Origin of the sequence: Novosphingopyxis iocasae (assembly GCF_014334095.1) — a bacterium.
In the GTDB taxonomy this organism is placed as follows: domain Bacteria; phylum Pseudomonadota; class Alphaproteobacteria; order Sphingomonadales; family Sphingomonadaceae; genus Novosphingopyxis; species Novosphingopyxis iocasae.
In genome coordinates, this window is record NZ_CP060495.1 from 1,277,697 (window position 1) to 1,303,996 (window position 26,300).

Consider the following 26,300-nt stretch of genomic DNA (forward strand, 5'->3'; position numbering starts at 1 on the left):
GTCGAGGGCCAAGCCTTGTCCTCAACCCCCTAGCTGCACACAATTTGGCTAAAGAAATTATTGCCAGGCCACGCGGACAGTTCTAGTTCCCTTACTATCAGTTAGCGGACGATGGCCGACCTCGCGTTCGATGGGCGCAACCGATGTCTTTCCCTTCTTAGAATGGGATGGCTGGCGCCATCCCTTAGCAAAGGGCGCAGCCTAAATCTCCGAACTTTCCAAAACGGCACTGTAAAGAGCACACATGTCTTGTGCCATGAGGGTTGCGGTAAAGCGCTCCTCGAAGCGTTGGCGGACGCGGCCTCGGTCGAGCGCGAGGACCTCAGGTAAGCGCGCCAGCGCCTCGTCCAGAGACTGCACGACGATACCGGTTACTCCGTCCTCGACGATTTCCGGGACGCTGCCCTTGGCCCACGCTATCACCGGCGTTCCGCAGGCCATTGCTTCGATCATCACCAGCCCGAAGGGTTCCGGCCAGTCGATCGGGAACAGCAAGGCCGAAGCATCTCCCAGAAAACTTTGCTTGGCGCGATCATCGATACTCCCGACATGCCGTATCGAAGAAGATAGCGCGGGAGCCACGACCCGATCGAAATAGTCAGGATTTCCGGGATCGACGGGACCGGCAAGCTGCAGAGGAAGGCCCGCCCGGCTGGCCAATTCGATGGCCCGGTCCGGCCGCTTCTGGTCGGTCATTCGTCCGATGAAGGCAAGATAGCCGCCCGCCCCGCGCCCCTCTGTCAGCCGATCGACCGGGATGCCGTGATGCACGACACCCGCCAGAGAGGATTGCGGCATGTCTTCGGCTTGGGCGTGGGAAATGGCGACCACGCGCTCTTCGGGAAATTGACGGAAATGCTGGCGGTGATCTTCCTCGTCCGCGCGCCAATGGATCGTCCGGAAAACGGGCGCTGCCCAGGTCTGACACAGTGCGCTGGCATGAGCGGACCCATGCAAATGGACGATATCGAAAGCATCTCCCGCCCTCAGCAGTTCGGCAAGCTGAGCGGCCTCCAGCTCTGCGGCGAGCCCCGGCGGCACTGTGCCCTTGCCGCGATGATCGGATAGGGAGCGGAAGCCGGAACGGAGCGGAAGATCGATGCTGCTGTCGCTGCCGGCAAAGATCACCGGCTCGTGCCCAAGCGCGGCCTGTGCCCGCGCGAGATCTGCAATCACGCGTTCGGTGCCGCCATAGCTTAGCGGCGGAACAGGCAAGATGACCGGCGCGACATGAGCAATTCTGCAGGAAGCTAACATTTATCGGCCACTATCTCAGGAACTTGAATGCGTGATCTGACGCTCTTGCATCCGGAAGGAACGATCTCAATGCGCATTTGCCATATTGCTCTGCAGGGATGCCTTCGGCTGGCAAATGTCTCTTACGGAATTACGGCGGACACGGGCGGCCACATAAAATATTTGCTGGAACTCGTGAGGGCGAGCGCCGCAGACCTCGATGTTACGCATATCGATATCGTCACGCGCGGCTTTGAGAACGATAAGCTCGGCGAAGCCTACGCGCCCGATGCTGGCGAAGTTTCCGGCAAATTGCGGCTGATCCGCCTGCAGGATGGAGAAGCGGCCTATCTGCCGAAGGAGCAACTCTGGCAACAGCACCAGGCGCTGTGCGATGCGTTTCTTGCCTTTCTGGCCAGCTGCGGCGAGTTGCCGGACCTCATCCACGCTCATTACGCTGACGGTGGTATTCTCGCGCGCGCAGCAAAGGAACGCTTTGGCATTCCCTATCTCTTTACAGGACATTCGCTGGGGGCGGTCAAGCGGCAAGCGAGCCAGGGCGTCAGTGATGAAGAGATCGAGCGCCGCATTGCCATCGAAGAACGCGTACTTGAAGCAGCCGACGCGGTAATCGCCAGTTCGCGCGACGAGGCGGAGGCCCAATATTCTCATTATGACGGGATCGATAGCGGCCGGATAAGGGTAATCCCGCCCGGATGTGTCCTCGATCGCTTTGAAGATGCTACGCCCAGCGACACCGTTCGCGGCGAGTTGCAGCGGTTTCTTCGCGAGCCGGAGAAGCCGATCCTGCTCGCGATCGCGCGGCCGGTTCGCAAGAAGAACTTGATGGCATTGCTCGAAGCCTATGCCGGCAATGCGCATTTGCGAAAGCAGGCCAATCTGGTGATCGTGGCCGGTTGCCGCGGCCTTATGGGCGATCTGGAACAGGAATGCCGTGAGGTGATCGAAGAATTGATCGCCGCTATCGACCGGCATGATCTGTACGGCAGCGTTGCCTATCCTAAATCGCACGCGCCGTGCGACATCCCCGCATATTACGCGCTGGCTCGCGAGACCGGCGGCGTATTCGTCAACCCCGCGCTGAACGAGCCGTTCGGACTGACGCTGCTGGAAGCTGCCGCCTCCGGCCTTCCCGTGGTTGCGACGGACAGCGGCGGACCGAACGACATCATTGAACGATGCGGAAATGGACTGCTTGTCTGTCCCACCGACCGGGCGGGCATCGCAGCAGCTTGCCTCGACATCCTGTCCGATGAGGACAAATGGACGCAGTATTCTGAAGCAGGATCAGCGGCGGTCCGGGTATATGACTGGCAAGCCCATTGCGCCATTTATCACCGGTTGATCAAAGAAATTACGCTTCCCGAAATTGCACCGAGCGCCCACAATCGAATGCTGGTTTGCGATATCGACAACACGCTCCTCGGCGATCGCGCAGCGTTGCGCGAATTTCTTTCGTGGCAGCAGGATCATCGTCAGAATGTGGTTCTGGGTATCGCTACCGGGCGGAGTTTTCACAGCGCACAGGCTATTCTTGCCGCCGAGAATGTTCCGACGCCCGATGTCATCATCAGCAGCGTGGGAAGCTGCGTACATTGGTACGACCGCGATATGCGGCGTTTCGTCGAAGATGCCGCCTGGTCCAATTCGCTCCTACGAAACTGGGACCCCGATGCCCTTGCCAATCTGGCGGTTGCGCTGGGTCTGGAACCGCAGGGATTCCTGGAACAGAAGCCTGGCAAAGCCAGCTTCTTTGTCGGAAAGGCCGACGTAAACACACTAGCCGAAGATTTGCGGCGTAACGGCTTTGCCGGCGAGACCGTGATCAGTCATGGTCGCTATGTAGATTTGCTTGCCCGCGGGAGCGGCAAAGGCGCCGCTGTAAAATATGTGGCGCAGGTCCTTGGGCTCGAACCTAATCAACTGGTCGTGGCCGGCGACAGCGGAAATGACATCGCTATGCTCCGCGCGTGCCGGCATCCGATTATCGTCGGCAATGCCAGCGACGGCATTGGGGATCATCCTGCCTTGGCACATGCCTACATTGCCCGTGCGACCCATGCCGCTGGCATCCTGGAAGGCGTGCAGCACTTCCGTAAGGCCGGTTTGTGGTAGGGGTTTTTCAGTCCGTCAGCACAGCAACCATCATACGTGGACGGCAGGACCATTTCGACCATCTGATAGCCGGGCTGGCGGCTCAACGCGTCGCTCCTGACGAGTTGGTGGTTGCGCATATGCAGCCTGAACCGCCCGCGTTGAACCGCTCCCTCCCCTTCCCTGTGCACTTTTGCAAAGTGGAGGGAGACGAGCTTCCCTTGGCCGCCGCGCGCAATGCAGCCGCGATGAAGGCGAGCGGCGATATCCTGGCGTTTCTCGATGTCGATTGCATTGCGGATCCCGACTTCGTTCGACGTGCGGCGGAAACGACATCGCTTGCCTTCAATGGTGTGTTCCTGCCCGAAGTACGTTATTTGCCCGCGCACCGATCAGGCTGGCTGAAAAAATCGGGCCTGCCCGATTACGAAAAGCTGTGCGAACTGGGGCAGCGCCACCCCGCGAAGCCCGCACTAGCCGGAATAGACAGTGCGCCGATCGCGGACCACGGCGAGTTGTGGGGCCTCGCGTTCATCATGAAACGATCTGCCTGGTTTGCTGCCGGAGGCATGGACGATGCCTATTTCGGATATGGTGCGGAGGAGACCGATTTCGGACAGCGGCTTCGCGCGGCCGGTGTCGACCTATACTGGCTTGGCGGCACGGTAGCTTTCCATCAACATCATGCCGTTCACAAACCGCCGCTTCAGCATTTCGAATCCATTCTCCGCAATGCCGCGCTGTTTCGCGACAGATGGGGGGAATGGTGCATGGACTATTGGCTCGAAGCTTTTGAAAACGCTGGTTACATCGAGCGGACGGGTGATCGGATCGAATGCCTGCGGAAACCGAGCGATGCGGAAATCGCCGCGGCACGGCAACCGGATGACGTGCGCTTCAGCTAATATCCCAAAGTCGGTTCGCCTGATCTTCCAGCCAGAACGCCGCATCATGGGCAGCATTCTCATCATGCAATGCGGCAATCGACGCCGGATCGAGCGCATCGGTCTGCGCCAGTGCTTCGGTCCAGGCCGGTATGGCCGCGGGCCATGTTTCGCGAAAAACGGCAGCGCCCAAACGCTCGAGCTCGCGAGCCTTCGCCCTCTGTTCGTCAAAATAGCGCCATTCGGGCACGCACAGGAACGGTTTCGCCGCTCTTGCGATTTCGTGCACGGTGTTGTCCCCTGCCGACGCAACCACCCGGTCGGCCGCTGAAAGATACTCGGTCAGATTGTCGATCCAGCCAAGTTCCACCAGATTTCCGAAGTCGGTTTCGTGACCTTCGCGGTGGACTGGTCCGGCAATCAACCACAACGTATCGGGTTCCGCGCGCGCTGCGACGGTCAACGGCGCGTAGGGCGTTCCCGAACCGCCGCCACCGGCGATCACCAATGTTACCGGCCGATCCGGGTCCATTCCCAATTTTTCACGCGCGTCCTCTTTCGTAAGGATGGGATCGCGCGTGGTGCACAGCCCGCCGGTGTAGAACGTCCTTCTGCGCAGCGTGCCGGGATAGTCCGACTGCTCCAATCGCTCATCGAAGGGCGCAAGCATGGCGACCGAAGCCTCATATCCTGCCAAATGGCCGGCGTCGCCGCGGTCTCCATGCATACGGATGGATACCGCAGGCACGCTCATGATCCGCGAAAGCAACGCGATTTCGGCAGAAACGTCGATCAGGAACAATGCGGGATCATAGCGATGAAGGGTTTCAGCGATTCGGGCCATATGACCACGCATTTCTTCCACGCCCAACGGCACGCAATGCATGGTTGTGGGAGTAGGCTGATCGTGCAGAGCTGCGCTGCGCGACGGAGCGCCGATCATGTTCGGCAAGCCGACGATGTCCGCGTCCCGTGCCAACCCGTCAAATTGCGAAGGGTCAGCCGTCATGATCACCAATGGGCGCTCTGCGGGAAGGTGCTGCGCAATCGCCATGATCCGGTTGGCGTGTCCCCTGCCCTGATGATGAGCGAAGACGGCGATGGGACGGCGGTCGCTTGTCTGCTCGCGCCGGCGATTTTCGGTTTCCTGCATAAGCCTGCAGACGTTCGAAATGGCAGCACCGTTGCGCCGGCTAACATTCATCAGCTGCTTTACGATCCGCGTGAGGGCGACAGCCGGTTTGAGGTTTGGCATGGCCTGCAGCCGAGAACGAAAGGGGAATGAATTGACGATCCGTCGCTTCCAGATTTACGGAGAACGGTGCAGCGGCACCAATGCCTTGATCCGCTTGGTGGAAACCAATTTCCCCGACCTTTGCTTCACTGAGGATTACGGCTTCAAACATTGGCTCGTGCCCGAACGGACCGACATTCCAAGCGATGTGGCCGTTATTGTAATTGCGCGGGAAGTGGGTGAGTGGCTGCGCAGCCTTTATCGCCAGCCATGGCATACCAGCCCTGAAATGCGCGCGCTCAGCTTCCCGGACTTCATTCGCGCGCCATGGGACACGATCTGGGACACCGAGTTCTGGAACATCGATGAAAACCATCCCCTGCTCGGCACGCCTATCATGGAGGAGCGCTGCCCGGCGACCGGTGATCGGTTCGCCAACGCAGTCGTCATGCGCAATGCGAAGCTCGCCAACTGGACCGCGACGGCCGAACGCTCGGGCGCTGCGGTTTTCCTAACCCACGAACAGCTGGTGCATGATCCCGCGAGCCTGGTTCGGCAGATCGAGACGATCACTGGATGTTCGCCGTGCGAAGAATTCGTGCCGGTTCGAAGCTACAAGGGGCAAGGCAACCGGGCCTTTCACGCACAAGGATATGAGCCCCTGACTGCGGAGGATCGAAACTTTGTGGCCGACCATATCGACACGTCATTGGAGGAGTTGTTCTCGGCAAGCGAGACGATCCGATGATTCTCCTGAGGATATTTAGAGAAGGTATCGACCGGCCGGTGGAGTGATTTGCCGGGATGTGACCGACTTTTAAGTGCCCAACTTGAGCCACCTATAATCGGCCTACGATTTTATGGACTTAGCTCTTCTCAGCTTTCTTTCCGGATCATGGAGATCACTATCTTCGTGATGAAAACGAGATACTTCTTGTCCGGCACTAATCGACGCCTCGATAAGTATTTCTTCAGCTTCGACTTAGATTAGTGCTTATCTAAATTACATTGCGTAATACTGATGCGTCTCGAAGATGCCGACTAAGTTTTATGTAACCGCACAATACGGACTTACACCCGCAAGGTATTTTATCAAGTTTTAATCTGTTTTGCCTCGCGTTTACTCCTGCACTAAACCCATTTGCTTCAGCGAAGGATCTTCTTTACTTGATACGCATCAATCGGCGCCACACTACACCGCCAAGTTAAATTTGGCTTTTCTAGATATACGAAGACCAAACCAACTTTCTAGCATTTATGGCTATTTGTTTTAAACACTGGTGAGGTGACTGCTTTCTTCAAGCATTCTTTCGGTGACCTTAATTTTGTACCAAGATAGTAGATCGAACGCCTCCTCGGCATGATCTTCATTTCCGGTGATCACCCATTCCAGCACCAATCCCCGCATCGCCGCTTGGTGCAGGCGGTTCATTGTATCGATCAGCTTATCTGATGTGATGCCTGCACGGCGAGCGAGCTTTTTCGCTTTAACCGCCTGGAACCGATCGAGCTTGGCCAAGGTGCGGGAGAGATCGGTAATTTGCGGGTCACTGCGCGAACCGATCATGATTTCCATGATGGCAATGGACTCCGGCTCGCGAATGTTGGCCCACGCCGCATCAGTCAACGCAATGAAGCGATCCACGCCTTCCTTTGCGTTGCCGAGGGCCGCTTTGCGCTTGGCTGTCAGGCGCCGGATAGATTCGCGGGCCACAGCCTCCAGCAGTTCGGGTTTGCCCGGAAAATGATGCAACAATCCGCCCCGGCTTATTTTCGCAAGCTCCGCCACGTGGATCATCGTAGTGGCCGCATAACCCTCCTCGGCCAGGCAGTGGATCGCTGCATCAACGGCGCGCCGACGAGACTCTTCGCGCCGCTCAGCTTGGGAACGCCGTTGACGTGGTTTGATACTACCATCGCCCGCCGATGCGGCGCGCTTGTCGGGAGGCGATTGCTTGGTCATTCGCGGTCTTTCGCACAGGCTGCGGTTCGCCGCCAAGTTGCAAAATAGTGGGTCTCGACGCGGCCTTTAAAACCGCGCCGTCGCTCCTACAAAAAAACGCCGCCCGATAACGTCATACGTAGATGTTGGCGTTACCGAATTGCCGCCGAATTCCGGCGGTTGGCGATCGGCAAGATTGGTAATGCCGCCACGCAGTTCGAAATCATCGTTGACCGCCAAGCGCCCGATGAGGTCAAAATAGCTGATCGCCGGCACCCCTTCGGCGTCCGTATTGGGATCGGTGACGATGATGGAGTTATCCTGCTGACCGATATAGCGCCAGCGCAACGATAGTGACCCCAGTTCGCCGCCGACACCCAATGTCGTGACGTGTTTCCACGCAGGATGCGTGCTCGAGAACCCGTCAATCTGGGCATTGCCTACAGTGCCCGCATAATCGCGTACCGGTTCCGAATCGACGGACTGGATTTTGTAGTCGATCACGTAAGTCACTGCGCTTTTTAGGAAGAGACGACCGACGTTTGCGACATCCAGCGATGCGTCGATCTGAAAATCGATACCGGACGTCTGATATTGCGCCAGGTTGAAGAGCGGCTCCTGGATATTCGCAAGAAGGCCCGAGGCATCCCGTTCGATCAGCTGGCAAGCGAAGTTCTGCGGATCGTAATCAGGGTTCTGCCCGCCGAAATTATAGCATTGGTTGAGCGCGATCGGGCTGGTCACATAGCCGATCGCATCGTCTACCTTGATATTATAGTAATCGACCGACAGCGAAAAACCGTCCAGCACGCTGTCCATGAACAGCGGCTGCAGTACGGCGCCGATGGTGTAGCTGTCCGCGGTTTCTTCCTGCAAATCGGGATTGCCGATCCGGAAGGCAGCGTTGGCCGATCCGGAATAAGTATAACCATCGACCAGCGAAACCGGCACGCCCTGCGCAATGCATAGGGCACGTACCTGATCGCGCGAAACACCCTCGATGCGCCCGTTGCGAGCATCGCCAGTGACATCGCAAGGATCGCCTCCGCCGCTCGCCGCACGACCGATAATGCCAATGGCACCCTCTCTCGGCGCGAAAAGATTGCCGAGGCTGGGCGCGCGAATGGCGCGCGAATATCCACCGCGGATGGTCAGGCCGCGCATCGGCGTCCAGTTCGCGCCGGCTTTGTATGTATGAACCCCGCCGATCCGATCATAATCGGAATAGCGATAGGCCAGATCAAACTCGAGCCCGCGCAGGACCGGTAACAAAATTTCGCCGTAGATTTCGGACACCGCGATGTCGCCGCCCGACGACGATTGGCCGGACGTGCCCAGCACCTCAGGAGCGGTGGTGACGCCCGGCGTTCCGGTCGGCTGGGGGCTCAGGCGCGGATCGATCGCGGCATCGTAGCTGTTGCGCCGGTACTCCGCACCAACGGCGAAACCCGCCGTTCCGCCCGGAAGCTCAAACATCTGGCCGTTCAGATTACCCTGCACCACCGTCTGTTCGAAGGTAAAACGGTTGGCAGTATCGATGGTCAGAAATTCCGAGCAGGATTGGGAAGCAGGTGCAAAACCGAACGGATCATAGCCCCCTTCGCACAGGCTTGCGCCGCCGTCCGCCGCGCTGACGACCTGATTGAAACGGCTGCGGCTTATCTGGTTGAAGGTTCGCGAATCCTGCGTTGTCTTTCCGTGACTAACATACACATCGAAGCCAAAGGACGATCCCAGCTGCCCTTTAAGGCCGCCCAGCGCCTGATAGACGTCATATTGCTCCTCAACCCGCAAGCGGCCGATACGCGTTCCCGTGAAATAGTAAGAAAAAGGTGCGGTCGGGACCGGCCGTGCATTCAGCAATATCCGGAGATCGGGCGTAATGAACGGGTTGCTGACGGGGATCTGGATGGGATCCACCACCGATTGTAGCACGCCGGACGCAGACGTCTGATCGACGGTGTAATTGGCATAGTTCAACTGCGCATAAGCGGTGATATCGGATGTGATATCGAACTCGCCGCGGCCGAAACCGGTATAGCGCTCGATTGGCAGTTGGACGGTGGAATCGTAAAGGCTGCGCTGACGAATAACGCCTTCTGCTACAATATAGCCGGTCCCCTGCGTATTGCGCAGATTGAGGGCACCGTTGCGGCCAATAATCGTGCCGTCGGCATTGATGTTGTAGCTGCTCGAAACACCGGGAATGCTGGTGCCATAGGTGTTGGCGAACAGATTGCGGAATGCCGCGACATTTTGCGGCCTTCCGAAGCCGAAGGGATTACGACCGGACTGAATGATCAGACCACTGGTGGGCGATGACGTACCATCCTGGTTGTCAAAGAAGGCGCGAGCGTTCTGAGAAGCGGTGTCGCGTTCTAGATAGGATCCCGAAAGGAAAATTCGGCCGCGCTGATCTGCGAAGTCCCCTCCCCAGGTCAGCGATCCGCTATAGGTGGCGGCATCGCCGAGCTCGGAAATGCCTGCGCTGCCTTCCAGTTCGAACCCGCGGAAACGGTTGTTGAACTTGAAGTTCACTACCCCGGCAATCGCATCCGATCCGTAGACGGCGGAGGCGCCCCCAGTGATTACCTCGACCGTCGAGATCAGCGCAGAGGAGATCGTGTTGAGATCGACCGCGCCGGATGTGTCGGAAGGTTGCAGTCTGCGCCCGTCGAACAGCACCAGCGTCCGCTCGGCCCCCAGACCGCGTAGATTGGCATTGGCCCGCCCGCCCGAGCCCCCGGTGATGGCCGAGGTTTGAGAGCCTTGCGTGGCCTGGAATTGTGGAAGAGCGTTCAGCGACTGCTCTATTGTGGCCGGCCCGGAATCCTGGATGAAGTCCTGATCGATCGTCGTAATAGGGCTTTCGGCGGTAAAGTCCCGCCGCACGATGCGCGATCCGGTGACCACGATGGGCTCGGCCACGGGCGCAGGATTGCGATCCTCAAGGCCCAGTTCGTTGCTTTCGTTCGTGGGGGTTACCTGCTGCGCCAAAGCGGGGTTTGCCATCCCGGCCAGGCACACGCCGCACAGTGCGGCGATGCGTACATGCCTCATCATCACTCTCCCATGTTTGGAACCTGCTTTTTGCAGTGTTCCCGCCGACTTGCGGCGTTCGACCAGCACGATGCGGCCATTGATATAAACAGTCAAGTATGTTTGTAACTTATACGGCTAGCTGATTGACGCTTCTGAATTTGCTCAATTTTTTCCAACGATTGACGGACCAGTGCGGACGGAAAAACCGCGATGGAAGCCACACCCATGTTCATTCCACGGAATAATTGGGTAGGGCTGACAGCGCGCTCATCCTGACGCCCCGCGCCCAACCGGCACGGCCGACCACGAACTGCTCTTCCGGATCGTCGGTAACCGGAAGCCCGGACGCTGCGAACGCGCTTCGGATACGGCGGCGCGCCTGCGCATCGAGGACGGGTACCGCCCCCGCCGGTGCATGCGGGTCAGGTGGAAGCAGGCCACCATTTCCTCCGCTGAGCCACGAATAATAGCGCATATGCGCCCAAGGATGCGCGCCCTTGCGTATGACGTGAGCTTGGATGGCGAAGAACCGGTCCAGAACCGGTTGTAACTGCCGCGCCGTACGATCGAGTTTTCTGAAATCCGATAGTAGCGAGGCCTGCAGCAGCTCGCTCCCCAGGGGAAGCGCAGGCGTTTGCACCGCCTCCGCATTCCACTGCCCGCTCCAGCCGATCTCGATATGTCTTGCGAGAAGCGGGAGGAAATCGAGATTGACCGGCCCCATGGAAAGCCGATCGCCAAGGCGCGCGCAAAGCTGCATCGTAGACAGGAGAGACACGGGCTGGGAAATCTTCATCGACGTCACATTCGGCAGATCCGCAAGCCGGTCGTAGACATCCAGTGGCTGGCCCGCGGGGCCGAGGTGAGGGAAATTCCTGCCCTCGCCCAGCGCGGCGTACAGCATGATCGGTAGCCCGGTGGCCGTGATCCGATCCTTCATGGAAGTATGGAGATCGTGCGCATCAATGTCCGGGGGATGGCGCGGTGCAAGCAGGACCAACTCGACCCCGAGCTTTTCCAGCGCCGCGATCAACGCCCGGTCATCCGCCGCGCGCGTGTTAAAGACTATGCCGTGAACCGGAAGGCGCCCGGCCGCTTCGTCGATGATAATCCGATGGAATTGTTCCCACCGTGGATCACCCGGAACGGTCCAGTTGACCATCGGCAGGGTGCCGCTGAAGCCGTGGGCTATCGCTTGATTGACGTCGCGGCGGATCGCCTCTTCATCCAGCGTTTGAAAATCCTCTAGGAAGCTGGGGAGAAAGAGGTTCATGAGGCCGCGAAGATTCCGTTCGCACCATTCGCGCTGGACGGTCGAGCGGTCGGGACGCAAACGCTCCGCCGTCGGGGCGAACACCGAGAGAGAGGCGGTTTCTCGAGCGGCGGGACCGCCGGACGTCAGGTCGGGCCGCGCCATCAGCTCGTCTGAAAGCGCATGAGGGCCACCAAGGGCTCAATCGATGACGCGTTGTCGAGCGATGCGCATAGCGCAATCAATCGTTTGGCCCGGTCTTTCCCCAGAACCGGCACCACCAGCTCACGCGCCTTCTGCTCGACCTCGTCCGTCTGCAAGGGATGCGTGGGAAAGCCCGGCACAAATGGCACGAACCGCTGATGCGTCTTTACGTCCTTGGTGGTCAGGGTCACACGAGCGCTTTCGGTGCGGGCCTCCCCCTCCCCCGTTTCGAGTGTCGGATCGGCTACCACCTCCACCTTCGTCGCAAGCGCTTTCGCCCGCCTATCCGTGTTCATCCGATCGAGCGATTGCGCGTCCACGAAGTCCAGCCGCCCGTCGATCATGATGATCGCGGCGAGATAGGGGATGTTGAGCGCGGGCATGTTGGCGCTGCGGAACGTGTCCGCCGACCCCGGCATCTCCACCCGGATGGCGGCGACCTCCTGCGTTCCGATCTCGCGCCGCAGATCGAGCAGCGCGCGGACAGCAGGTTGAGTGGGGCCGCCCACCGGATAGCGCTTCATCGCAGCATGGCTCATCTCGAACGTTTCGCCAAGGCCTTCGATCAAGATGGAGGGATCTGCGCCCTCCCCGCTCAGCGCTGGCCAGCGGAACCAGCCCTTGGGCGCATCCAGACTATCGGGAACGCCGGTGAACCCCATGGATGCCATGAGCGCGGCCTGCAGCCCATTGCGCGCGCCCATTCCTGCAAAAACGAACGCCTTTTCGATATGCTGGACGTCCAGCATCCATTGCCATGAGCCCGATGCCTGCTGAGCGCAGTAAGCCAGCATATGATTGACCTGCCGCTCATCGAGCCCCAGCAGTGCCGCGCTCGCGGCGCCAGTTCCGAACACTGGGCCGATACCGTGATTGGCCAGACCCGCCTTCCAGAGATTGCGCGTCCCGATGGCTTTGGGCATGCGGCCCGCCAGTTCGTAACCGGCTACCAGCGCGCTGACCAAATCATGGCCGGAGCGACGGTGCTTGTGCGCCAACGCGATCCCTGCACTGACGATTGCCGGGCCGGGTTGCACATATGCGGACGGAATGAAGTCGTTAATCTCCGCGGCATGCGCGGTCATCGCCGAAGCGAAGGTCGCATCGATCAGGCTTGCGCGATGCATGGAGCCCAGGATCGGGCTCTCCAGTCCGCCGCTCAGCGTCACCGCGTATAGCCGCCCGTGCCGCGCCGCTTCCAGCGAGCTGCAGGCGATGATCGAAGCAAGCGTGTCCAGAATATGTAAGCGCGCACGCTCACGGATGGCGGAGGGCACGGCAGCGCTGGTGGCTCCGGCGATATAACGCGTGATCGCGGGCATGACGGCGATCCAGTCGCCGCCGTCGCTTTCCTCATCATTTCCGGCGCTGGCCTGCGCCGGTTTCAGCGACGTAGCGCCGAGCGCAGCCAGCACCCCTCCCCCCACGAGCGCGGAGCGACGACTGATGTTCGTGAGGGCACGCTCTGCCTCGAGAACGGGCGCGCCCTTCTGCGTCATTCGACGTCCCCGCGCCCGATATCGATCCCGTCCCAGAAGCGGCGAATTTCAGAGCGCGGGTCCTGTTCGACATGCGCGTCCAAGTTCATGATCATGGTGGATCGGTTCGCTTGATCATAAGCGGCCCAGGCGGGCAGCTTATCGTTATTCGGGTCACCACTGGCGGCGAAGCTGGCCCAGCTGGACGCGATCTTGTCGGCCATCGCCAGGCTTTCGTTGCTGGGCCCATTGAGGCCGCCGCGAATGCTGTGAAGGCTGGGTGCAACGTCGATGCCATGAACCGCGCCGTAGCGGCCACCGAACGCGGGGCTGGGCCAAGTCCACAAATAGGTCCAGAGCTTCGCGCCGCTCTGCGCCGCCTTGCGCTCGGCCTGCGCGAACGCGCCCTTGCGGAACCAGATGTCACTGTCCATGCGTGCAGCGAGCAGGAACGGCGTCTCGCCCGGCGCTTCGGCACGGTAGAGGTCAAGCACCTCAGCCGCACGATCACCCGCCCGCTTACGCGCGAATTCCCGCAGGCCCTGTTCGCTCATGTCGAAGTCGATCATCCGGTAAGATCGCTCGTCTAGTGCGGTCGAGATGATCATCGGCACATCGGCGCTTACCTTGGGCGCGTCCGGATCGAACGGATGCCGCGGAAGCACGACGCCGTCGACCACCGGCGCAAAGGATGTGGGTGCTTCGCCCTTCGCCCGCGCCGCCGCTTCCAGCTTGGCCTGCGTTTCGAGGAGGCTCGTCCAGGGAACCGACTGGAGCGCAGAGACGTCTTGGATATCCAGCGCCTTCATAAGCTTGGCCGCGTTTTGGACGGCGATCTCCTCGGGCATCATGCGCAGCGCCGATCCGCTCATGACACCCGCCCGGTGAAAAAGGCCTTTGCCACTCGGCATCGCCATCAGTGTGCTCGTCTTGGCACCGCCGCCGGATTGGCCGTAGACCAGCACGCGGCCGGGATCGCCGCCGAATTCGGCCACATTGTCGCGCACCCAAGATAGTGCAGCGACGATATCCTGCATGCCTACGGTGCCCGAGGATGCGAACTCCTCACCGGCGACGTCCGCCAAATGCAGGAAGCCCAATGCGCCGAGGCGATGGGTGACGGAGATGACGACGCTGTCCGAAAAGCGCGCCATCTCCTCCCCGTCCATGCCGATATTGTTGCCCGATCCGCCGTAGAAACCGCCACCGTGGAGCACGACGATTACCGGTTTTGCCGCTTGCCGATCCAGCGTGGGGGACCACAGGTTGAGCGCGAGATTGTCCTCTCCGGGGCCCCGCGGCTGATTTTCGAACATGATGAGATCGGCATAGGCATGCCGCCGATCCCCCGGGACCTGCGGAGCCGTGTCGGAATATTGCAGCGCACCGCGCACGCCGGACCATTTCTCGACCGGTTGCGGCGATCGGAAGCGATTGGCCCCGGAAGTGGGTGCGGCGTAGCGGACGCCGAGAAACTTGGCGATCCCGCCCGCCATCATTCCGCGCAATTTGCCGTTCGTGGTTTCCACCACCGGAAAAAGCGTTTGCGCGGCTACGGGACGTGTCGCGATCAATGCGCCGCCTGCGAGCGACATCCCCATGAACCGACGCCGGTTCGGCCTGACAAGCATATCCATAAGCCCTCTCCGTTGTGCCCGCCTGCCCCGATCCGGGCGGCGGTTATCGAGGGCATGATGCCTGCCGCAGGCAATCTAATCAAGAAACAATCGTGACTGTCTGTAAAATACGCGCTACACACTCTCGGTGATCCGGTATGCCGCGCCGAGTTCCTAACGAACGCGGTGACTGGTCGAATGACGAAGCCGTTCGAAGAAACGGTACGAGGAAAGCGGGGCGATCGAGAGCGCCCAGAGGAGAGGAAACACTTATGACCACGACTTGCAGATCACGTAGCTGGATGCCTGCCATTGCCTTGATGGCATCCGCTGCCATGACCGCATGCACAACCGTTCCGGCAGGTTCAGCTGGAACCGAGCGGGCTTCCGCCGCCCCGATACTGGAAACGCGTTATGGACCGGTTATCGGAACGCGCAGCGAAGACGGAAAGGTCAGCATCTTTCGCGGCGTCCCCTACGGCGCATCCACAGAGGGCAGGCGCTTTCAAACCGCTCTGTCCCCGGAGCGCTGGACCGAGCCTCGAGACGCGACGCAGTTCGGCGCCGATTGCCCGCAGCGCCCGTCAGGCGACGTACCGGTTTTCCGGTCCTGGGTGAACGATCTGCCGCAAAGCGAGGATTGTCTGTTCGTCAACGTCTGGACCCGGGGGCTTTCGGACGGAAAGAAACGACCGGTCATGGTCTGGCTACATGGCGGCGGCTACGTCACCGGGTCCGGCTCAAGCCGCGGCTATGATGGCACGCGGCTGGCAGAACGCGGCGATGTCGTGGTCGTCACCCTCAATCATCGGCTGAACGGGTTCGGCTATCTCTATCTCGCTGGCGTCACCGACGATCCGCGTTACGCCGATGCCGGCAACCTGGGCAGCCTGGATACCGTCAAAGCGCTCGAATGGGTACGCGACAATGCAGCGGCGTTCGGCGGCGATCCGGACAATGTTACCATTTTCGGCGAATCAGGCGGCGCGGCCAAGGTGTCGACCTTGCTCGGAATGGAGCAGGCGGACGGCCTGTTCGACAAGGCGATCGCCCAGTCCGGATCGATGTCCCTCTCCGGTTTCACCCCCCGGCTCGCAACCGGCCTGACCCGCGATATCTTCAAGACCGCAGGTCTTGAGCAAGGCGACGTCGCCGGGCTCGCGGCTTTGCCGACAGAGCAATATGTCAAAGTTCTCATGCAGTCGAAGACACATGCGGCGTTCTTCCGCCCCGTAGTCGACGGGAGATCGCTGAAGCGGCAGCCCTTCGCACCCGATGCCACCCCGATTTCCAAAGACATTCCTCTGCTCGTCGGCACGAACCGCACGGAGATGCGGCTGCAGGCAGGCCTTGCCGATCCAGCGGCCTTCGATCTCACCTGGGAGGAACTGCCCGAAAAGCTGAAGCCCGTCGTGGAAGATGTCGACGTAACCGCCGTGATCGACGGAATGCGAAAGGCCTATCCTGAGGCGGATGCGAGCGAGGTCTATTTTCAGGTGGCCACATTCCGCAATTATCGCAGCACGGCCATCCTGCAGGCTGAACGCAAAAGCGCGCAATCCGCAGCCCCCGTTTACATGTACCGGCTGGACTGGGAGACTCCGGTGGAAGGCGGCCGCCTGAAAGCGCCCCACGCTCTCGATATCGCCTTCGTGTTCGACAATGTGGCGCGTTCTACATCGTACACCGGGGTCGGTCCGGAGCAACAGCGCATGGCGGACCTCATGTCGGAGGCGTGGATAGCCTTTGCGCGTACCGGCAATCCGAACACGAAGGACCTGCCTGCTTGGCCGCGCTACGATGCCAGGAGCCGCGCCACCATGATCTTCGACGTGCCGCCGCATGTGGTTGACGATCCCGATCGTGAGCGGGAGCTTCTGCTGCGCCTCCTGCCAGAAGGCCGTGGCCTGTGAAACGTTCGCTAGGACTTGCCTGTGCGCTGATCGTCACGGCTTGCACGACCCCGGGCGAAGTGCAGCGTATCGACAGTGATCTCGTGCGCACTACCTCCGGCTCGCTGAGAGGAAGCGTAGATGACGGCGTCAGGGTGTATCGCGGTGTTCCCTACGCGCAGCCACCCGTCGGAGAGGGTCGCTGGGCGGCTCCGCGTACGCCCCGGTGGGAGGGTGTTCGAGATGCTTTTGCATTCGGCCCAGCCTGTCTGCAGCCGATCAACGCAGACGGCAGCCCCAATTTCGGCGGTTATCACGGTCCGGTTTCGGAAGACTGCCTCACCCTCAACATCTGGGCACCGAAGACTGGCACGAAAGCGCCGATCATGCTCTGGCTGTTCGGCGGTGGCGGTGTGGTCGGCGCGGGCAGCCTGCCGACCTATAATGGCACGGCCTTTGCGCGCGACGGCGTGATTCTCGTCACGATCAACTATCGTCTCGGCGGGCTCGGCGGCTTTGCCCATCCCGCTCTGACGCGCGAGAAGAACGGCGGGCCGAACGCCAACTACGCTTTGTTGGATGCGATCGCTGCGCTTCGCTGGGTCAAAGAAAACGCTGAGGCTTTCGGCGGAGATCCACGCAATATTACCCTTTTCGGGGAAAGCGCCGGCGCCACGATGACAGCCAATCTGGTCACCTCACCCATCGCAAAAGGGCTGTTTAGCAAGGCAATTATCGAATCCACCGGATCTCTTCCCACCCCCGCGACTCCCCTGGCGAAGGCGGAAGCGATCGGCGCGAAGGTGGCAAGCGATCTAGGGCTTCCCGGCGCCGATGCCACCTCCGCTCAGCTTCGAGCGCTCGATGCGGGGCGTTTTCTGGAACATAAGATCGGCGGCTTTGGCTTCCGCACGATCTCTGACGGCGTTGTGCAGCCCGGCTCCATCATGGACGCCTTCGAGAAGCGGGCCGAAAATGATGTCATGTTGATGCTTGGCACCAATTCGGACGAAGGGCGCCTCGCCGGCACCCAGCGCGTTGCGGCACTTGCAGAGGGGCGTCGTCCCGTCTTCCAATATTTTTTCGATTACGTTCCTTCGGCGCTGCGGTCCGAGCACCCGAACGGTGCCCCGCATGCGGGTGAGTTGCCCTTCGTTTTCGACACGCTGGACAGCTACGCGCCAACCGAGGATGCGAGACCGACCGAGGAAGACCGGGCCGTAGCGCGGCTTGTTCATTCTTGCTGGGTTGCCTTCGCCAAGGCAAATCTTGATGCAAGAGAGCTCGATTGCGGCGGTACCTTCCGGTGGCTTGCACGCAGCGCGGCCAATGATCACGTCGCCGCGTTGCTAAAACCGGTGCCTGAACTCGTCCCTGCCGATACGCTGCGTTCTCCACCGAATGGCGCGGAACCGGGAAAGACTAGCAGACCTTAAGGATCAACTATGCCTCTTTCGCTTTTCCTTTTGATTCAGCGATAAAAGGACTGCCAGATCATCATGCTTCACGCTCGCAGCAGTCAATAATCTCTGACCTGCTACAGCAGCACGCGGACAGCTCGAACCGACGGCGATTTTTGTACGTCGGAAACCCGCCACCATTTCTGCATTTTCACTACAAGGTACCGGGTGCTCTGGGCCACGGTCGGCGTCTGCCGCGCAATCGCCGCTAAATGCTGCAAAAAGACCCAAGGCAAAAAGCTTCGGTGTCAGTAACGATCCGAGCTCGCGGCTTTGCTCAGCGGACTGCCTTCGGTAGCCACAGGCGGGCGAGCAGACCGCCCAGATCTTCGCTTTCTTCCAGCGTGATGCCGCCTTCGTAGATTTCGGCGACGTCGCGAACGATGGCGAGGCCGAGGCCGGTGCCGGGTTTGCCTGTGTCCAGGCGTGCGCCACGGGCGAAGATGCGCTCGCGTTCGACTTCGGGAATACCCATGCCATCGTCCTCCACCTGGATTTCGACGCGGTCATCCTTTTCCTCGACGGTCACGAACACGCTGCCGCCGCCATATTTGGCCGCGTTTTCGACGAGGTTGCCGATCATCTCATCCAGATCTTGGCGTTCGCAGGCCACGATCGCGTCTTTCGCCCCCGTCACATCCAGCCGCACATTATCGTAAAGACGCCCCACCGCTCGCTCGACGGATTCCAGCGAGTCCCACACCTGCGCGCGGCTGTGCGCGTGGCCGCGGCGGCCTACGGCTCGGGCGCGAGCGAGATGGTGGTCCACCTGGCGGCGCATCGTGGTCGATTCGCGCATCACTACCTGATCGAGATCGGGCGATTTGGCGGTGGCCGCGTTCATCACCACGGTGAGCGGCGTTTTCAGCGCGTGGGCAAGGTTGCCAGCGTGCCGCCGCGCTTCTTCGGCCTGCCGCTCATTATGATCGAGCAGCGCGTTGAGCTCGCCTACCATCGGCATCACCTCTTCCGGGAAGGAATCGGTGATGCGCGATTTGCGGCCCGACCGCATTTCCGCGATCGACTGCCGCACGGAACGCAGCGGCCAGAGCCCATACAAGGTCTGCAACGCGGCCATGACAACGAGCCCGATGCCCAAGATCGCAAAGCTGATCAGCAACGTGGAGCGCAGCCGCTTGATATCGGCCTTCACCGTCTCGGTGCTTTGCGCCACGGCAAAATTCCATCGCACATCGCTGTCCGGCAGGATGATGGTGCGCTCCACCATGCGCAGCGTTGCCCCCTGGAAGCTGTCGACGTCGCTGAAATGGGGGGTGAGATAGGTTTTGTTCACGTCCACCGGCAGCGTGCGATCCCATAGCGAGCGCGAGGGATAGTCGGGATAATCCCTACCCCGAATTTGCCAGTAGAAGCCGCTATTGGGCTCCATGAAGCGCTGATCACCCAGCGGACGGCTGAACCGCACCTCGCCATCAGGAGCCACTTCTGCGGACGCGATCATTGCGGTGAGGACGTAGTTGAGCTGGTTGTCGAAATTGCTCTCGACCGAGTTCACCAGCACCCGGTCCAGCGCCAGCGCACCGCCCAGCAGCAGCACGCCGATCCAAAGCGCGGCAATGCCGATCATGCGCTTGCTGAGCGAACCCGTACTGCGCGGCGCAGCGGGCAACGGAACTGACGCCGCGCCGTCGCCTTCGACGCGCGTTACATTTCCCGCATCGGCATCAAAGGCGGCCGGCTTGTTCAGGCGTCGGGATCCTCAAGACTGTAACCGAGGCCGCGGATCGTGGTGATCACTTCGGCACCCAGCTTCTTTCGGATACGCGTGACGAACACTTCGATCGTGTTGCTGTCCCGGTCGAAATCCTGATCGTAGATATGCTCGATCAACTCGGTACGGCTCACCACCTTGCCCTTGTGGTGCATGAGGTAGCTCAGGAGCTTATATTCCTGCGCGGTGAGCTTCACCGGCTCACCCGCCAACGTGACCTTGCCCGAGCGCGTGTCGAGGCGAACATCGCCCGCGGTCAGTTCGGAAGAGGCATTGCCCGACGCGCGGCGTATCAGAGCGCGCAGGCGAGCAATCAGCTCCTCGGTCTGGAAGGGTTTGGCGAGATAATCGTCCGCGCCCGCATCGAGCCCGGCCACCTTGTCGGACCAGCTGTCGCGCGCGGTGAGCACGAGGACGGGGAACTTGCGCCCCTCCTTGCGCCACCGGTCGAGCACTGTCAGCCCGTCAATTTCAGGCAGGCCGAGATCGAGGATGATTGCGTCGTAGCTTTCGGTGGAACCCATGAAATGGCCGTCTTCGCCATCGGTCGACAGATCAACAGCGTAGCCGATCCCCTCCAGCGTAGATTTGAGCTGCTGGCCAAGCGTGGGTTCGTCTTCGACGATGAGGACGCGCATTATGGTCTCCGGATTGCCTGTCTGTTCTTGCGTCGTAACGATTAGGACGTTCGGAAGTTCAGAGCAAAGGCTTTGCGCTGTTGGAATGCAGGGTCGCCGCCGCCTCAGCGCGTCTCGACGATCTCACCGGTGCGCGCGTCAACATCGACGAAATAGACGCGGCCATCCTTCAAAAATTTCAGGCGGTAAATCTGCGCGCGCGCATCATATTCAGGCCCCAGATACTGCATCCCGCGCATCTTGGGTAGGATCCGGCGTTCAATCTCGCGCAGGCTCATAGTTTCGCCCGAGCGAAGATGATTGCGCGCACGGCTGTTGTCGTCCTGCGCATGCGCCTGCGTAGCAAGCGGCACAATGGGCGCAGCAGCCGCCAGAAACGCGGCGAGGAGGATCGATGAAATACGCATGATGGCTTTGCTGTAGCGTGAAGCCTTTGAATGTTTTGTGAATGCACCGCTCAGCCAGTGTTCCGTTAATCTAGCTCGCGCTGCGGATGAACATAAAGAAAAGGTCGGCGCATCGCTGCGCCGACCTCCTCATATGCTTCGTGATCGCGGGGTTTAGAAAGCGACCTGGAAGCCGCCGCGCGCGCCGACTTCGCCGCTGTCGAAGCCGACACCGAGACCGGCGGAGACCGACGCGTTCTCGGCCACGCGGGCGCTGAACGCCGTGGCTGCTGCGGCGCGGTTGTTGAAGTAGCCGACGCCGCCGGAGAAGGCGTAGTTCGTGCCTGGCAGGATTGCGGGCGATTCCATGGCCAGCGCCATCGCCACACCCTCGTTCGCCTTGCGGATTTCCTGACGGTTATCGTCAGTCAGGCTGAAGAGCGTCTGCACGTCGCCCTGAAGACCCGCGATCGAGCTGGTATTGGCGGCGATCGCAGAGGTGTTGGCGGCGACTGCGCTGGCCGATGCCAAGGTCGACCGGCCGAGCGTGCCGTTATTGTCGGTAGTTACCACCGAGATCGGGCCCGTCTGATACTGTCCGCTGGTGCCGAGGCTTGCGACCACGACCTGACCGTCGTTGGTCGCGGTTGCGCCGTTGCCGATGGCGATCGAGTTCGCACCGGAGGCAACCGACTGGTTGCCCAGCGCAATCGCGCCGGAACCGGATGCGTTGGCCGCCTCACCTGCTGCGAGCGAGCGTACGCCGCTGGCATTCGCCAGATGGCCGAGCGCCGTCGCGCGTTCGGCGGTGGCTTCTGCGCGCCAGCCATAAGCGGTGGCGGCAGTGGCCACGGCGAGCGCCTGCCCGCCGACCGCGGTGGAGGATGCGCCGGTGGCCTGCGTCGCGCGGCCCCCATTCATGCCGCCATCGCGATTGCCGCCGATTGCAACGGCATCACCGCCGCTGGCAAAAGCCGTGTTGCCGATGGCGATGGCGTTGTTGCCGGATGCCACGGCATCCTCAGCACCCGCGAAGCTCTGCGCGCCCGAAGCGACAGATTGGTGCCCCACGGCCGTCGCCATCGCGCCGGTTGCCTCCGCCTGCCAGCCAAGCGCCGTTGCGCCGGGCGTCGAGGCGATGCTCTGGCCGCCAAGCGCGGTCGTGCTGTTGCCCTGCGCACGCGAATCGGCGCCGAGTGCTACGGAATCCGTGCCGGTGGCAGTGGAACGAAGACCGATCGCAACGGAATTGGTGCCGGAGGCGACCGCATCTTCCGCTCCTGCAAAGCTGCGATCTCCGGAAGCCGTGGTCTGGTGGCCGACGGCGGTCGCCATTGCGCCGGTTGCGCGGGCCTGCCAACCGATCGCCGTCGATCCCGGCGTGGAAGCGATGCTCTCCCCGCCTACCGCGGTGGTCGAATTGCCGGTGGCGCTGGCGCTGTCGCCGATTGCAAGCGCGTCGATGCCGTTCGCGACGGCCAGATTGCCGATCGCAGTGGAGTTGTCCGTCTGTGCCTGCGCCGCTTCACCGATGGCGAGCGAACGAACGCCTTGGGCGGATGCGAGGTGGCCGAGAGCATGGGCGCGCTCCGCCCCGGCATTGGACTGCCAGCCGAAAGCCGTTGCGCCCGGGCCGGTGGCGACGCTCTCGCCGCCGACTGCGGTCGTGGAATTGCCATTGGCAAGGGCGCCATTGCCGCATGCCAGCGCGTCACTGCCTTCGGCCGATCCGCCGGGGCTGAAGGTGTTCGTATCGTCATTGTAGACGACGCATTCCAGATCGCCATTCTCCGGCGGCATGGGAGCAGCGGTCTGGGCAGAAGCCGGCGCGGTGGCGATGACGGCGGAAAGCGCCGTCGTAGCAAACAAGGCTAAACTGGTCTTCGTGAATGCGGTTTTCATGATGATATCCCTCTGGCTAAAACGTCTCCACCCCAGAGGCCGACGAACTGCGTCGCTTAGCCCCAAGAGATTTTCGGCACATCACAGAACGGGAGAGTCGCAGAACGCCGCCTTCGCGAGGCGCCGGCAAGGAAGGGCCGACACAAGGTAAAGACAGCAGTCTCGATACTCCCCGCACAATGACGTCATTCATCCTACGTCAAGGAAACGACGCCGGACGCAGCGAATGTGAAAAAAGTTTTTATTATAATCCGTCGCTTAGCCGGCAGTCGTGATGCCTGATGCGGCATCCACGCACGCAGCTTAGATGTGGGAGACGGTACCGCTTGCGACGATCGGCGTGGTGGGCGCTTCATATTGCCCCTCCCCTGCCGGTTCATAGGTAACGGCCAGCGTCGCCCCGCTGTCCAGCAGCTGCCGCAAGGTCGTCTGAAGCGCGATGGTGGTGACCTCGCCGTCGCGAACCGTGCCGCCAGAGCCGATCGTGCCCACCGCTTTTGGCGCCTGATCACCCGCGATGATCCAGAGCACCGGAACCGATCCCTGCGGCGAGGCATCCGCGCCATCCGCACCGACCGCGCGGATGCGCAGCATGGACTGCCCCTGCTCGGCGCTGGCCACGAGACGTGGCCCCTGATCGCCGGTCAACTGGGCCACCAGGATGCGGTTGAGATCGGGCCCGTCTGGCACAGGCGCGGTCTGTGCCGTGCGCACCGGTTCATCGGCGCTGCGCCGATCGAACAGCTGCAGCCCGCCCAGCCCCGCGGCCAGGACCGCGAAACCGATTGCGGCGGCACGCCAGCCGGAAGCGACACCGCGCGGCGAATTTTCGTTCGCAGCGATCGGCGCAACGGGGGCAACAGGCCGCGTGCCATGTTCGATGGCATCGAGTCGGGCGCGGATTTCCGGGTAAAGATCCCGCGAAGGCTCGCGATTTTCGAAACCGGCGAACAGCGGCGCCAAATGCGCTTCCCAGCGGCGGACTTCCACCGCCAGCTCGGGATCGCGCGCAAGCTGTTCGAGCGCCTCGGCGCGCTCTGCCTCCGACAGCAGACCGAGAACGAGTTCAGCCGCCAGCAGCATGCGCGTCTCGTCAGTCATAGGTTGATCGATCATCCAGACATTCTCTCAAGCGTTTCAGGCCGCGCCTGATCCAGCTTTTCACGGTTCCAAGAGGCTTGTTCTCCCGGTCCGCCAGTTCAGCGTAGGTCAGACCCAGGAAGAAGCTTTCCTCAATTGCCTTACGCTGGTCGTCGGTCAACGTCTCCATACAGCCGAGAATTTCCCGCCGAAGTTCGATCTGGTCCCAGTAATCGTCCTTCAACAGGCGTGCGCGGGCATCGGCATCATCGGTAGGGTCGAAAACCTTTCCCGATCGTGTACGCGCCCGTTGCCAGTCGATCGCGCTGTTGCGGGCAATGGTGGAAAGCCAGGCGAGCGCGCTGCCGCGGCCGGCATCGAAATAGCGCGCGGTAAGCGCCACCTTCACATACACGTCCTGCAATACGTCCTCAGCCGCGCCGGGATCGCTGCAGACCCTGTAACAGATGCCGAACAGCCGCGCCCGGCTGTTACGATAGACCGATTCCAGCGCATCCCGCTCACCGGCAGCAATGCGTCCTAGCGCGCGCGCGAGGACGCCGTTCAAATCGTCCTGCGGATCTTTTTGTGTCATACACCCCCTGAAGCGGCGATCGGTCATGCCTGAAAGCACCGTCCCCTATATCGGTACCAAGCGTTCGTCCCATACCGCATACAGGGTTCGCATCGCTTTGATCAAAGGATATAAGCTTGCCCATGCACGAAAAACTTCGATCAAGCTTCTCCAGCCTATTGGGAAATAAGGGTTTCACCGACGATGCCGAGGTGATGGCACCGTGGTTGACCGACTGGCGCGGGCGCTATCACGGCAAGGCTGCAGCAATGCTTTCGCCCAGCTCCACGGAGGAAGTTCAGGCCGTTGTTCGCCTGTGCAGCGAGCACGGCGTGGCCATAGTGCCACAGGGCGGCAATAGCGGAATGGTGGCAGGCGCCACGCCCGACGAGAGCGGCAATGCGGTGCTGCTCTCCCTGCGCCGGATGGACGCGATTGCGATGGACCGGATCGAAGAAGGGCTGGTTTTGTGCGAGGCGGGCGTCATCCTGCAGAACCTGCACGATGCGCTGGCGGAAGAAGGCCGTCGGTTCCCTTTGACGCTCGGCGGCAAGGGCTCGGCAACGGTGGGCGGCCTCATCTCCACCAATGCAGGGGGAACGCAGGTGCTGCGGCACGGCACCATGCGCGCTTTGGTTGCGGGACTTGAAGCAGTGCTTCCTGATGGCTCGGTCATCGACGGCACCGCCGCTTTGAAGAAGGACAATCGCGGCTTCGATCTGCAGCAGCTGTTCATGGGCAGCGAGGGAACGCTCGGCATCGTCACCCGCGCCGTTCTGAAGACCGCTCCGGCACTGATCGATCGCTGCGCCGCCTGGATCGGCGTTTCGTCGCCCCACACCGCCTATCGTCTGCTGCGCTTTCTGGAAGAGCGCAGCGCCGATCGTCTGGAGGGTTTCGAACTCATTCCCCATGAGACCGCTGAAGCGACGATTGCCCATCTTCCTGGCACACGCGCGCCGCTGACGAACCCTTCCGCCTGGTACGTACTCGCAGAATGGGTGCAAGACCGCGCCGATCAGGAACCGCCCCGTATCCTTGCAGAGCGCTTACTCTCCGAGGGGGCAGAGCGAGGGCTGATCGAAGACGCTGTGCCCTCTGCCAATGAGGCCCAGGCAGAAACCTTCTGGCGGATCCGCGATTCGATTTCGGAAGCGGAGCGCGCCTTGGGCCCTGCATTGCAGCATGATATCAGCGTCCCGGTCGCGGCCATGCCGGACTTCATCGAGCATGCGTCCGCGCGGATCGAGAAGGATTATCCCGGCACCCAGGCGATCGCTTTCGGCCATCTTGGTGATGGAAATGTTCATTTCCACGTTCGCGCGCCTGACGGCATCGAAGCGGAGAAATGGTACCGAGACGATGGCGAGACCATCAGCGGCTCGGTTTATCGAATGGTGGTGGAAGCGGGCGGCTCGATATCTGCCGAGCATGGTATCGGCCGCGCGAAACGACAGGAACTGGCGCGGCTCACGCCCCCTGCCCGGCTGAATATGCTGGCCGCAGTCAAACGCGAACTTGATCCCAAGGGCATTATGAATCCCGGTAAAATCCTGCTCACCGCCGATTGACGTTCTCTTCAGATTTAATGGTTAAGAGGGCGCATTGAAATCGAGTTTCAGGTAGTTCCAGG

Annotated in this window: 20 protein-coding genes; 7 read left to right on the forward strand and 13 right to left on the reverse strand. The window is 61.1% G+C overall.

Going from position 1 to position 26,300, the window contains the following annotated elements:
- Positions 1–201 precede the first annotated feature (201 nt).
- A complete protein-coding gene (locus H7X45_RS06090; protein WP_246449748.1) occupies positions 202–1,215 on the reverse strand; it encodes a glycosyltransferase family 4 protein in 1,014 nt (337 codons plus the stop codon).
- A gap of 111 nt (positions 1,216–1,326) precedes the next feature.
- On the opposite strand from H7X45_RS06090, the gene H7X45_RS06095 reads away from it, so the two are divergent.
- Positions 1,327–3,372 (forward strand): HAD-IIB family hydrolase, encoded by a 2,046-nt coding sequence (locus H7X45_RS06095; RefSeq protein WP_187337009.1) that lies wholly within the window; start codon positions 1,327–1,329, stop codon positions 3,370–3,372.
- Positions 3,373–3,572: 200 nt separating this feature from the next.
- Positions 3,573–4,256: a glycosyltransferase family 2 protein gene (locus tag H7X45_RS06100; protein ID WP_214645523.1), complete on the forward strand. Its 684-nt coding sequence runs from the start codon at positions 3,573–3,575 to the stop codon at positions 4,254–4,256.
- Here H7X45_RS06100 and H7X45_RS06105 read toward each other — a convergent pair.
- Entirely contained in the window at positions 4,249–5,079 is an 831-nt protein-coding gene (locus H7X45_RS06105; RefSeq protein WP_246449750.1) for a glycosyltransferase, read from the reverse strand. The two genes, H7X45_RS06100 and H7X45_RS06105, sit on opposite strands and share 8 nt — an antisense overlap.
- On the opposite strand from H7X45_RS06105, the gene H7X45_RS15220 reads away from it, so the two are divergent.
- Both H7X45_RS15220 and H7X45_RS06110 read left to right on the forward strand, forming a co-directional pair.
- Positions 5,080–5,520: a hypothetical protein gene (locus tag H7X45_RS15220; protein WP_246449752.1), complete on the forward strand. Its 441-nt coding sequence runs from the start codon at positions 5,080–5,082 to the stop codon at positions 5,518–5,520. It begins immediately after the preceding gene.
- Position 5,521: 1 nt separating this feature from the next.
- Complete coding sequence (locus H7X45_RS06110; RefSeq protein ID WP_187336620.1) at positions 5,522–6,217, forward strand: hypothetical protein; 696 nt, start codon at positions 5,522–5,524, stop codon at positions 6,215–6,217.
- A gap of 522 nt (positions 6,218–6,739) precedes the next feature.
- Here the strand turns inward: H7X45_RS06110 and H7X45_RS06115 are convergent.
- From H7X45_RS06115 to H7X45_RS06135, 5 genes are all read right to left on the reverse strand, one after another.
- On the reverse strand, positions 6,740–7,432 hold the full coding sequence (locus tag H7X45_RS06115; RefSeq protein WP_187336621.1) for a TetR/AcrR family transcriptional regulator: 693 nt from the start codon (positions 7,430–7,432) through the stop codon (positions 6,740–6,742).
- A gap of 66 nt (positions 7,433–7,498) precedes the next feature.
- Positions 7,499–10,567, reverse strand: a complete 3,069-nt coding sequence (locus H7X45_RS06120; RefSeq protein WP_214645524.1) for a TonB-dependent receptor domain-containing protein — start codon at positions 10,565–10,567, stop codon at positions 7,499–7,501.
- Positions 10,568–10,682: 115 nt separating this feature from the next.
- Complete coding sequence (locus H7X45_RS06125) at positions 10,683–11,726, reverse strand: dihydrodipicolinate synthase family protein (protein ID WP_187336623.1); 1,044 nt, start codon at positions 11,724–11,726, stop codon at positions 10,683–10,685.
- Positions 11,727–11,869: 143 nt separating this feature from the next.
- Entirely contained in the window at positions 11,870–13,408 is a 1,539-nt protein-coding gene (locus H7X45_RS06130) for an MmgE/PrpD family protein (protein WP_246449754.1), read from the reverse strand.
- Positions 13,405–15,024, reverse strand: coding sequence for a carboxylesterase/lipase family protein (locus H7X45_RS06135; protein WP_246449756.1), 1,620 nt, complete (start codon positions 15,022–15,024; stop codon positions 13,405–13,407). The genes H7X45_RS06130 and H7X45_RS06135 overlap by 4 nt, the downstream gene beginning before the upstream one ends.
- A gap of 314 nt (positions 15,025–15,338) precedes the next feature.
- Between H7X45_RS06135 and H7X45_RS06140 the strand changes: the two genes are divergently transcribed.
- Both H7X45_RS06140 and H7X45_RS06145 read left to right on the forward strand, forming a co-directional pair.
- On the forward strand, positions 15,339–16,916 hold the full coding sequence (locus H7X45_RS06140; protein ID WP_246449759.1) for a carboxylesterase/lipase family protein: 1,578 nt from the start codon (positions 15,339–15,341) through the stop codon (positions 16,914–16,916).
- Positions 16,913–18,331, forward strand: a complete 1,419-nt coding sequence (locus tag H7X45_RS06145; RefSeq protein WP_187336625.1) for a carboxylesterase/lipase family protein — start codon at positions 16,913–16,915, stop codon at positions 18,329–18,331. Before H7X45_RS06140 ends, H7X45_RS06145 begins: the two co-directional genes overlap by 4 nt.
- A gap of 301 nt (positions 18,332–18,632) precedes the next feature.
- On the opposite strand, the gene H7X45_RS06150 is transcribed toward H7X45_RS06145, so the two are convergent.
- From H7X45_RS06150 to H7X45_RS06175, 6 genes are all read right to left on the reverse strand, one after another.
- The gene (locus H7X45_RS06150) at positions 18,633–19,943 is read right to left on the reverse strand and encodes an ATP-binding protein (RefSeq protein ID WP_187336626.1); all 1,311 of its coding nucleotides are present in this window, start codon (positions 19,941–19,943) and stop codon (positions 18,633–18,635) included.
- A gap of 116 nt (positions 19,944–20,059) precedes the next feature.
- The gene (locus tag H7X45_RS06155) at positions 20,060–20,725 is read right to left on the reverse strand and encodes a response regulator transcription factor (protein ID WP_187336627.1); all 666 of its coding nucleotides are present in this window, start codon (positions 20,723–20,725) and stop codon (positions 20,060–20,062) included.
- Between the two features lie 104 nt (positions 20,726–20,829).
- Positions 20,830–21,132, reverse strand: coding sequence for a PepSY domain-containing protein (locus H7X45_RS06160; protein WP_187336628.1), 303 nt, complete (start codon positions 21,130–21,132; stop codon positions 20,830–20,832).
- 153 nt (positions 21,133–21,285) lie between these two features.
- The gene (locus H7X45_RS06165) at positions 21,286–23,013 is read right to left on the reverse strand and encodes a YadA-like family protein (protein WP_187336629.1); all 1,728 of its coding nucleotides are present in this window, start codon (positions 23,011–23,013) and stop codon (positions 21,286–21,288) included.
- A 303-nt stretch (positions 23,014–23,316) separates the two neighbouring features.
- The gene (locus tag H7X45_RS06170) at positions 23,317–24,129 is read right to left on the reverse strand and encodes an anti-sigma factor (protein ID WP_187336630.1); all 813 of its coding nucleotides are present in this window, start codon (positions 24,127–24,129) and stop codon (positions 23,317–23,319) included.
- Positions 24,107–24,688 carry a sigma-70 family RNA polymerase sigma factor gene (locus tag H7X45_RS06175; RefSeq protein ID WP_187336631.1) on the reverse strand — a complete coding sequence of 194 codons (582 nt, stop codon included), beginning with the start codon at positions 24,686–24,688 and terminating at the stop codon, positions 24,107–24,109. The genes H7X45_RS06170 and H7X45_RS06175 overlap by 23 nt, the downstream gene beginning before the upstream one ends.
- Before the next feature lie 122 nt (positions 24,689–24,810).
- On the opposite strand from H7X45_RS06175, the gene H7X45_RS06180 reads away from it, so the two are divergent.
- Positions 24,811–26,238, forward strand: a complete 1,428-nt coding sequence (locus tag H7X45_RS06180) for an FAD-binding oxidoreductase (RefSeq protein WP_187336632.1) — start codon at positions 24,811–24,813, stop codon at positions 26,236–26,238.
- Positions 26,239–26,300: the final 62 nt, after the last annotated feature.

Excerpts from the sequence above, each read along its gene's own strand:
- H7X45_RS06175 (WP_187336631.1), bottom strand. The coding sequence starts at position 24,688 with ATGACACAAAAAGATCCGCAGGACGATTTGAACGGCGTCCTCGCGCGC.
- H7X45_RS06160 (WP_187336628.1), bottom strand. The coding sequence starts at position 21,132 with ATGCGTATTTCATCGATCCTCCTCGCCGCGTTTCTGGCGGCTGCTGCG.
- H7X45_RS06170 (WP_187336630.1), bottom strand. The coding sequence starts at position 24,129 with ATGATCGATCAACCTATGACTGACGAGACGCGCATGCTGCTGGCGGCT.
- H7X45_RS06135 (WP_246449756.1), bottom strand. The coding sequence starts at position 15,024 with ATGGATATGCTTGTCAGGCCGAACCGGCGTCGGTTCATGGGGATGTCG.
- H7X45_RS06140 (WP_246449759.1), top strand. The coding sequence starts at position 15,339 with ATGACCGCATGCACAACCGTTCCGGCAGGTTCAGCTGGAACCGAGCGG.
- H7X45_RS06105 (WP_246449750.1), bottom strand. The coding sequence starts at position 5,079 with ATGGCCCGAATCGCTGAAACCCTTCATCGCTATGATCCCGCATTGTTC.
- H7X45_RS06095 (WP_187337009.1), top strand. The coding sequence starts at position 1,327 with ATGCGCATTTGCCATATTGCTCTGCAGGGATGCCTTCGGCTGGCAAAT.
- H7X45_RS06150 (WP_187336626.1), bottom strand. The coding sequence starts at position 19,943 with ATGATCGGCATTGCCGCGCTTTGGATCGGCGTGCTGCTGCTGGGCGGT.
- H7X45_RS15220 (WP_246449752.1), top strand. The coding sequence starts at position 5,080 with ATGACCACGCATTTCTTCCACGCCCAACGGCACGCAATGCATGGTTGT.
- H7X45_RS06125 (WP_187336623.1), bottom strand. The coding sequence starts at position 11,726 with ATGAACCTCTTTCTCCCCAGCTTCCTAGAGGATTTTCAAACGCTGGAT.
- H7X45_RS06155 (WP_187336627.1), bottom strand. The coding sequence starts at position 20,725 with ATGCGCGTCCTCATCGTCGAAGACGAACCCACGCTTGGCCAGCAGCTC.
- H7X45_RS06115 (WP_187336621.1), bottom strand. The coding sequence starts at position 7,432 with ATGACCAAGCAATCGCCTCCCGACAAGCGCGCCGCATCGGCGGGCGAT.
- H7X45_RS06180 (WP_187336632.1), top strand. The coding sequence starts at position 24,811 with ATGCACGAAAAACTTCGATCAAGCTTCTCCAGCCTATTGGGAAATAAG.
- H7X45_RS06165 (WP_187336629.1), bottom strand. The coding sequence starts at position 23,013 with ATGAAAACCGCATTCACGAAGACCAGTTTAGCCTTGTTTGCTACGACG.
- H7X45_RS06130 (WP_246449754.1), bottom strand. The coding sequence starts at position 13,408 with ATGACGCAGAAGGGCGCGCCCGTTCTCGAGGCAGAGCGTGCCCTCACG.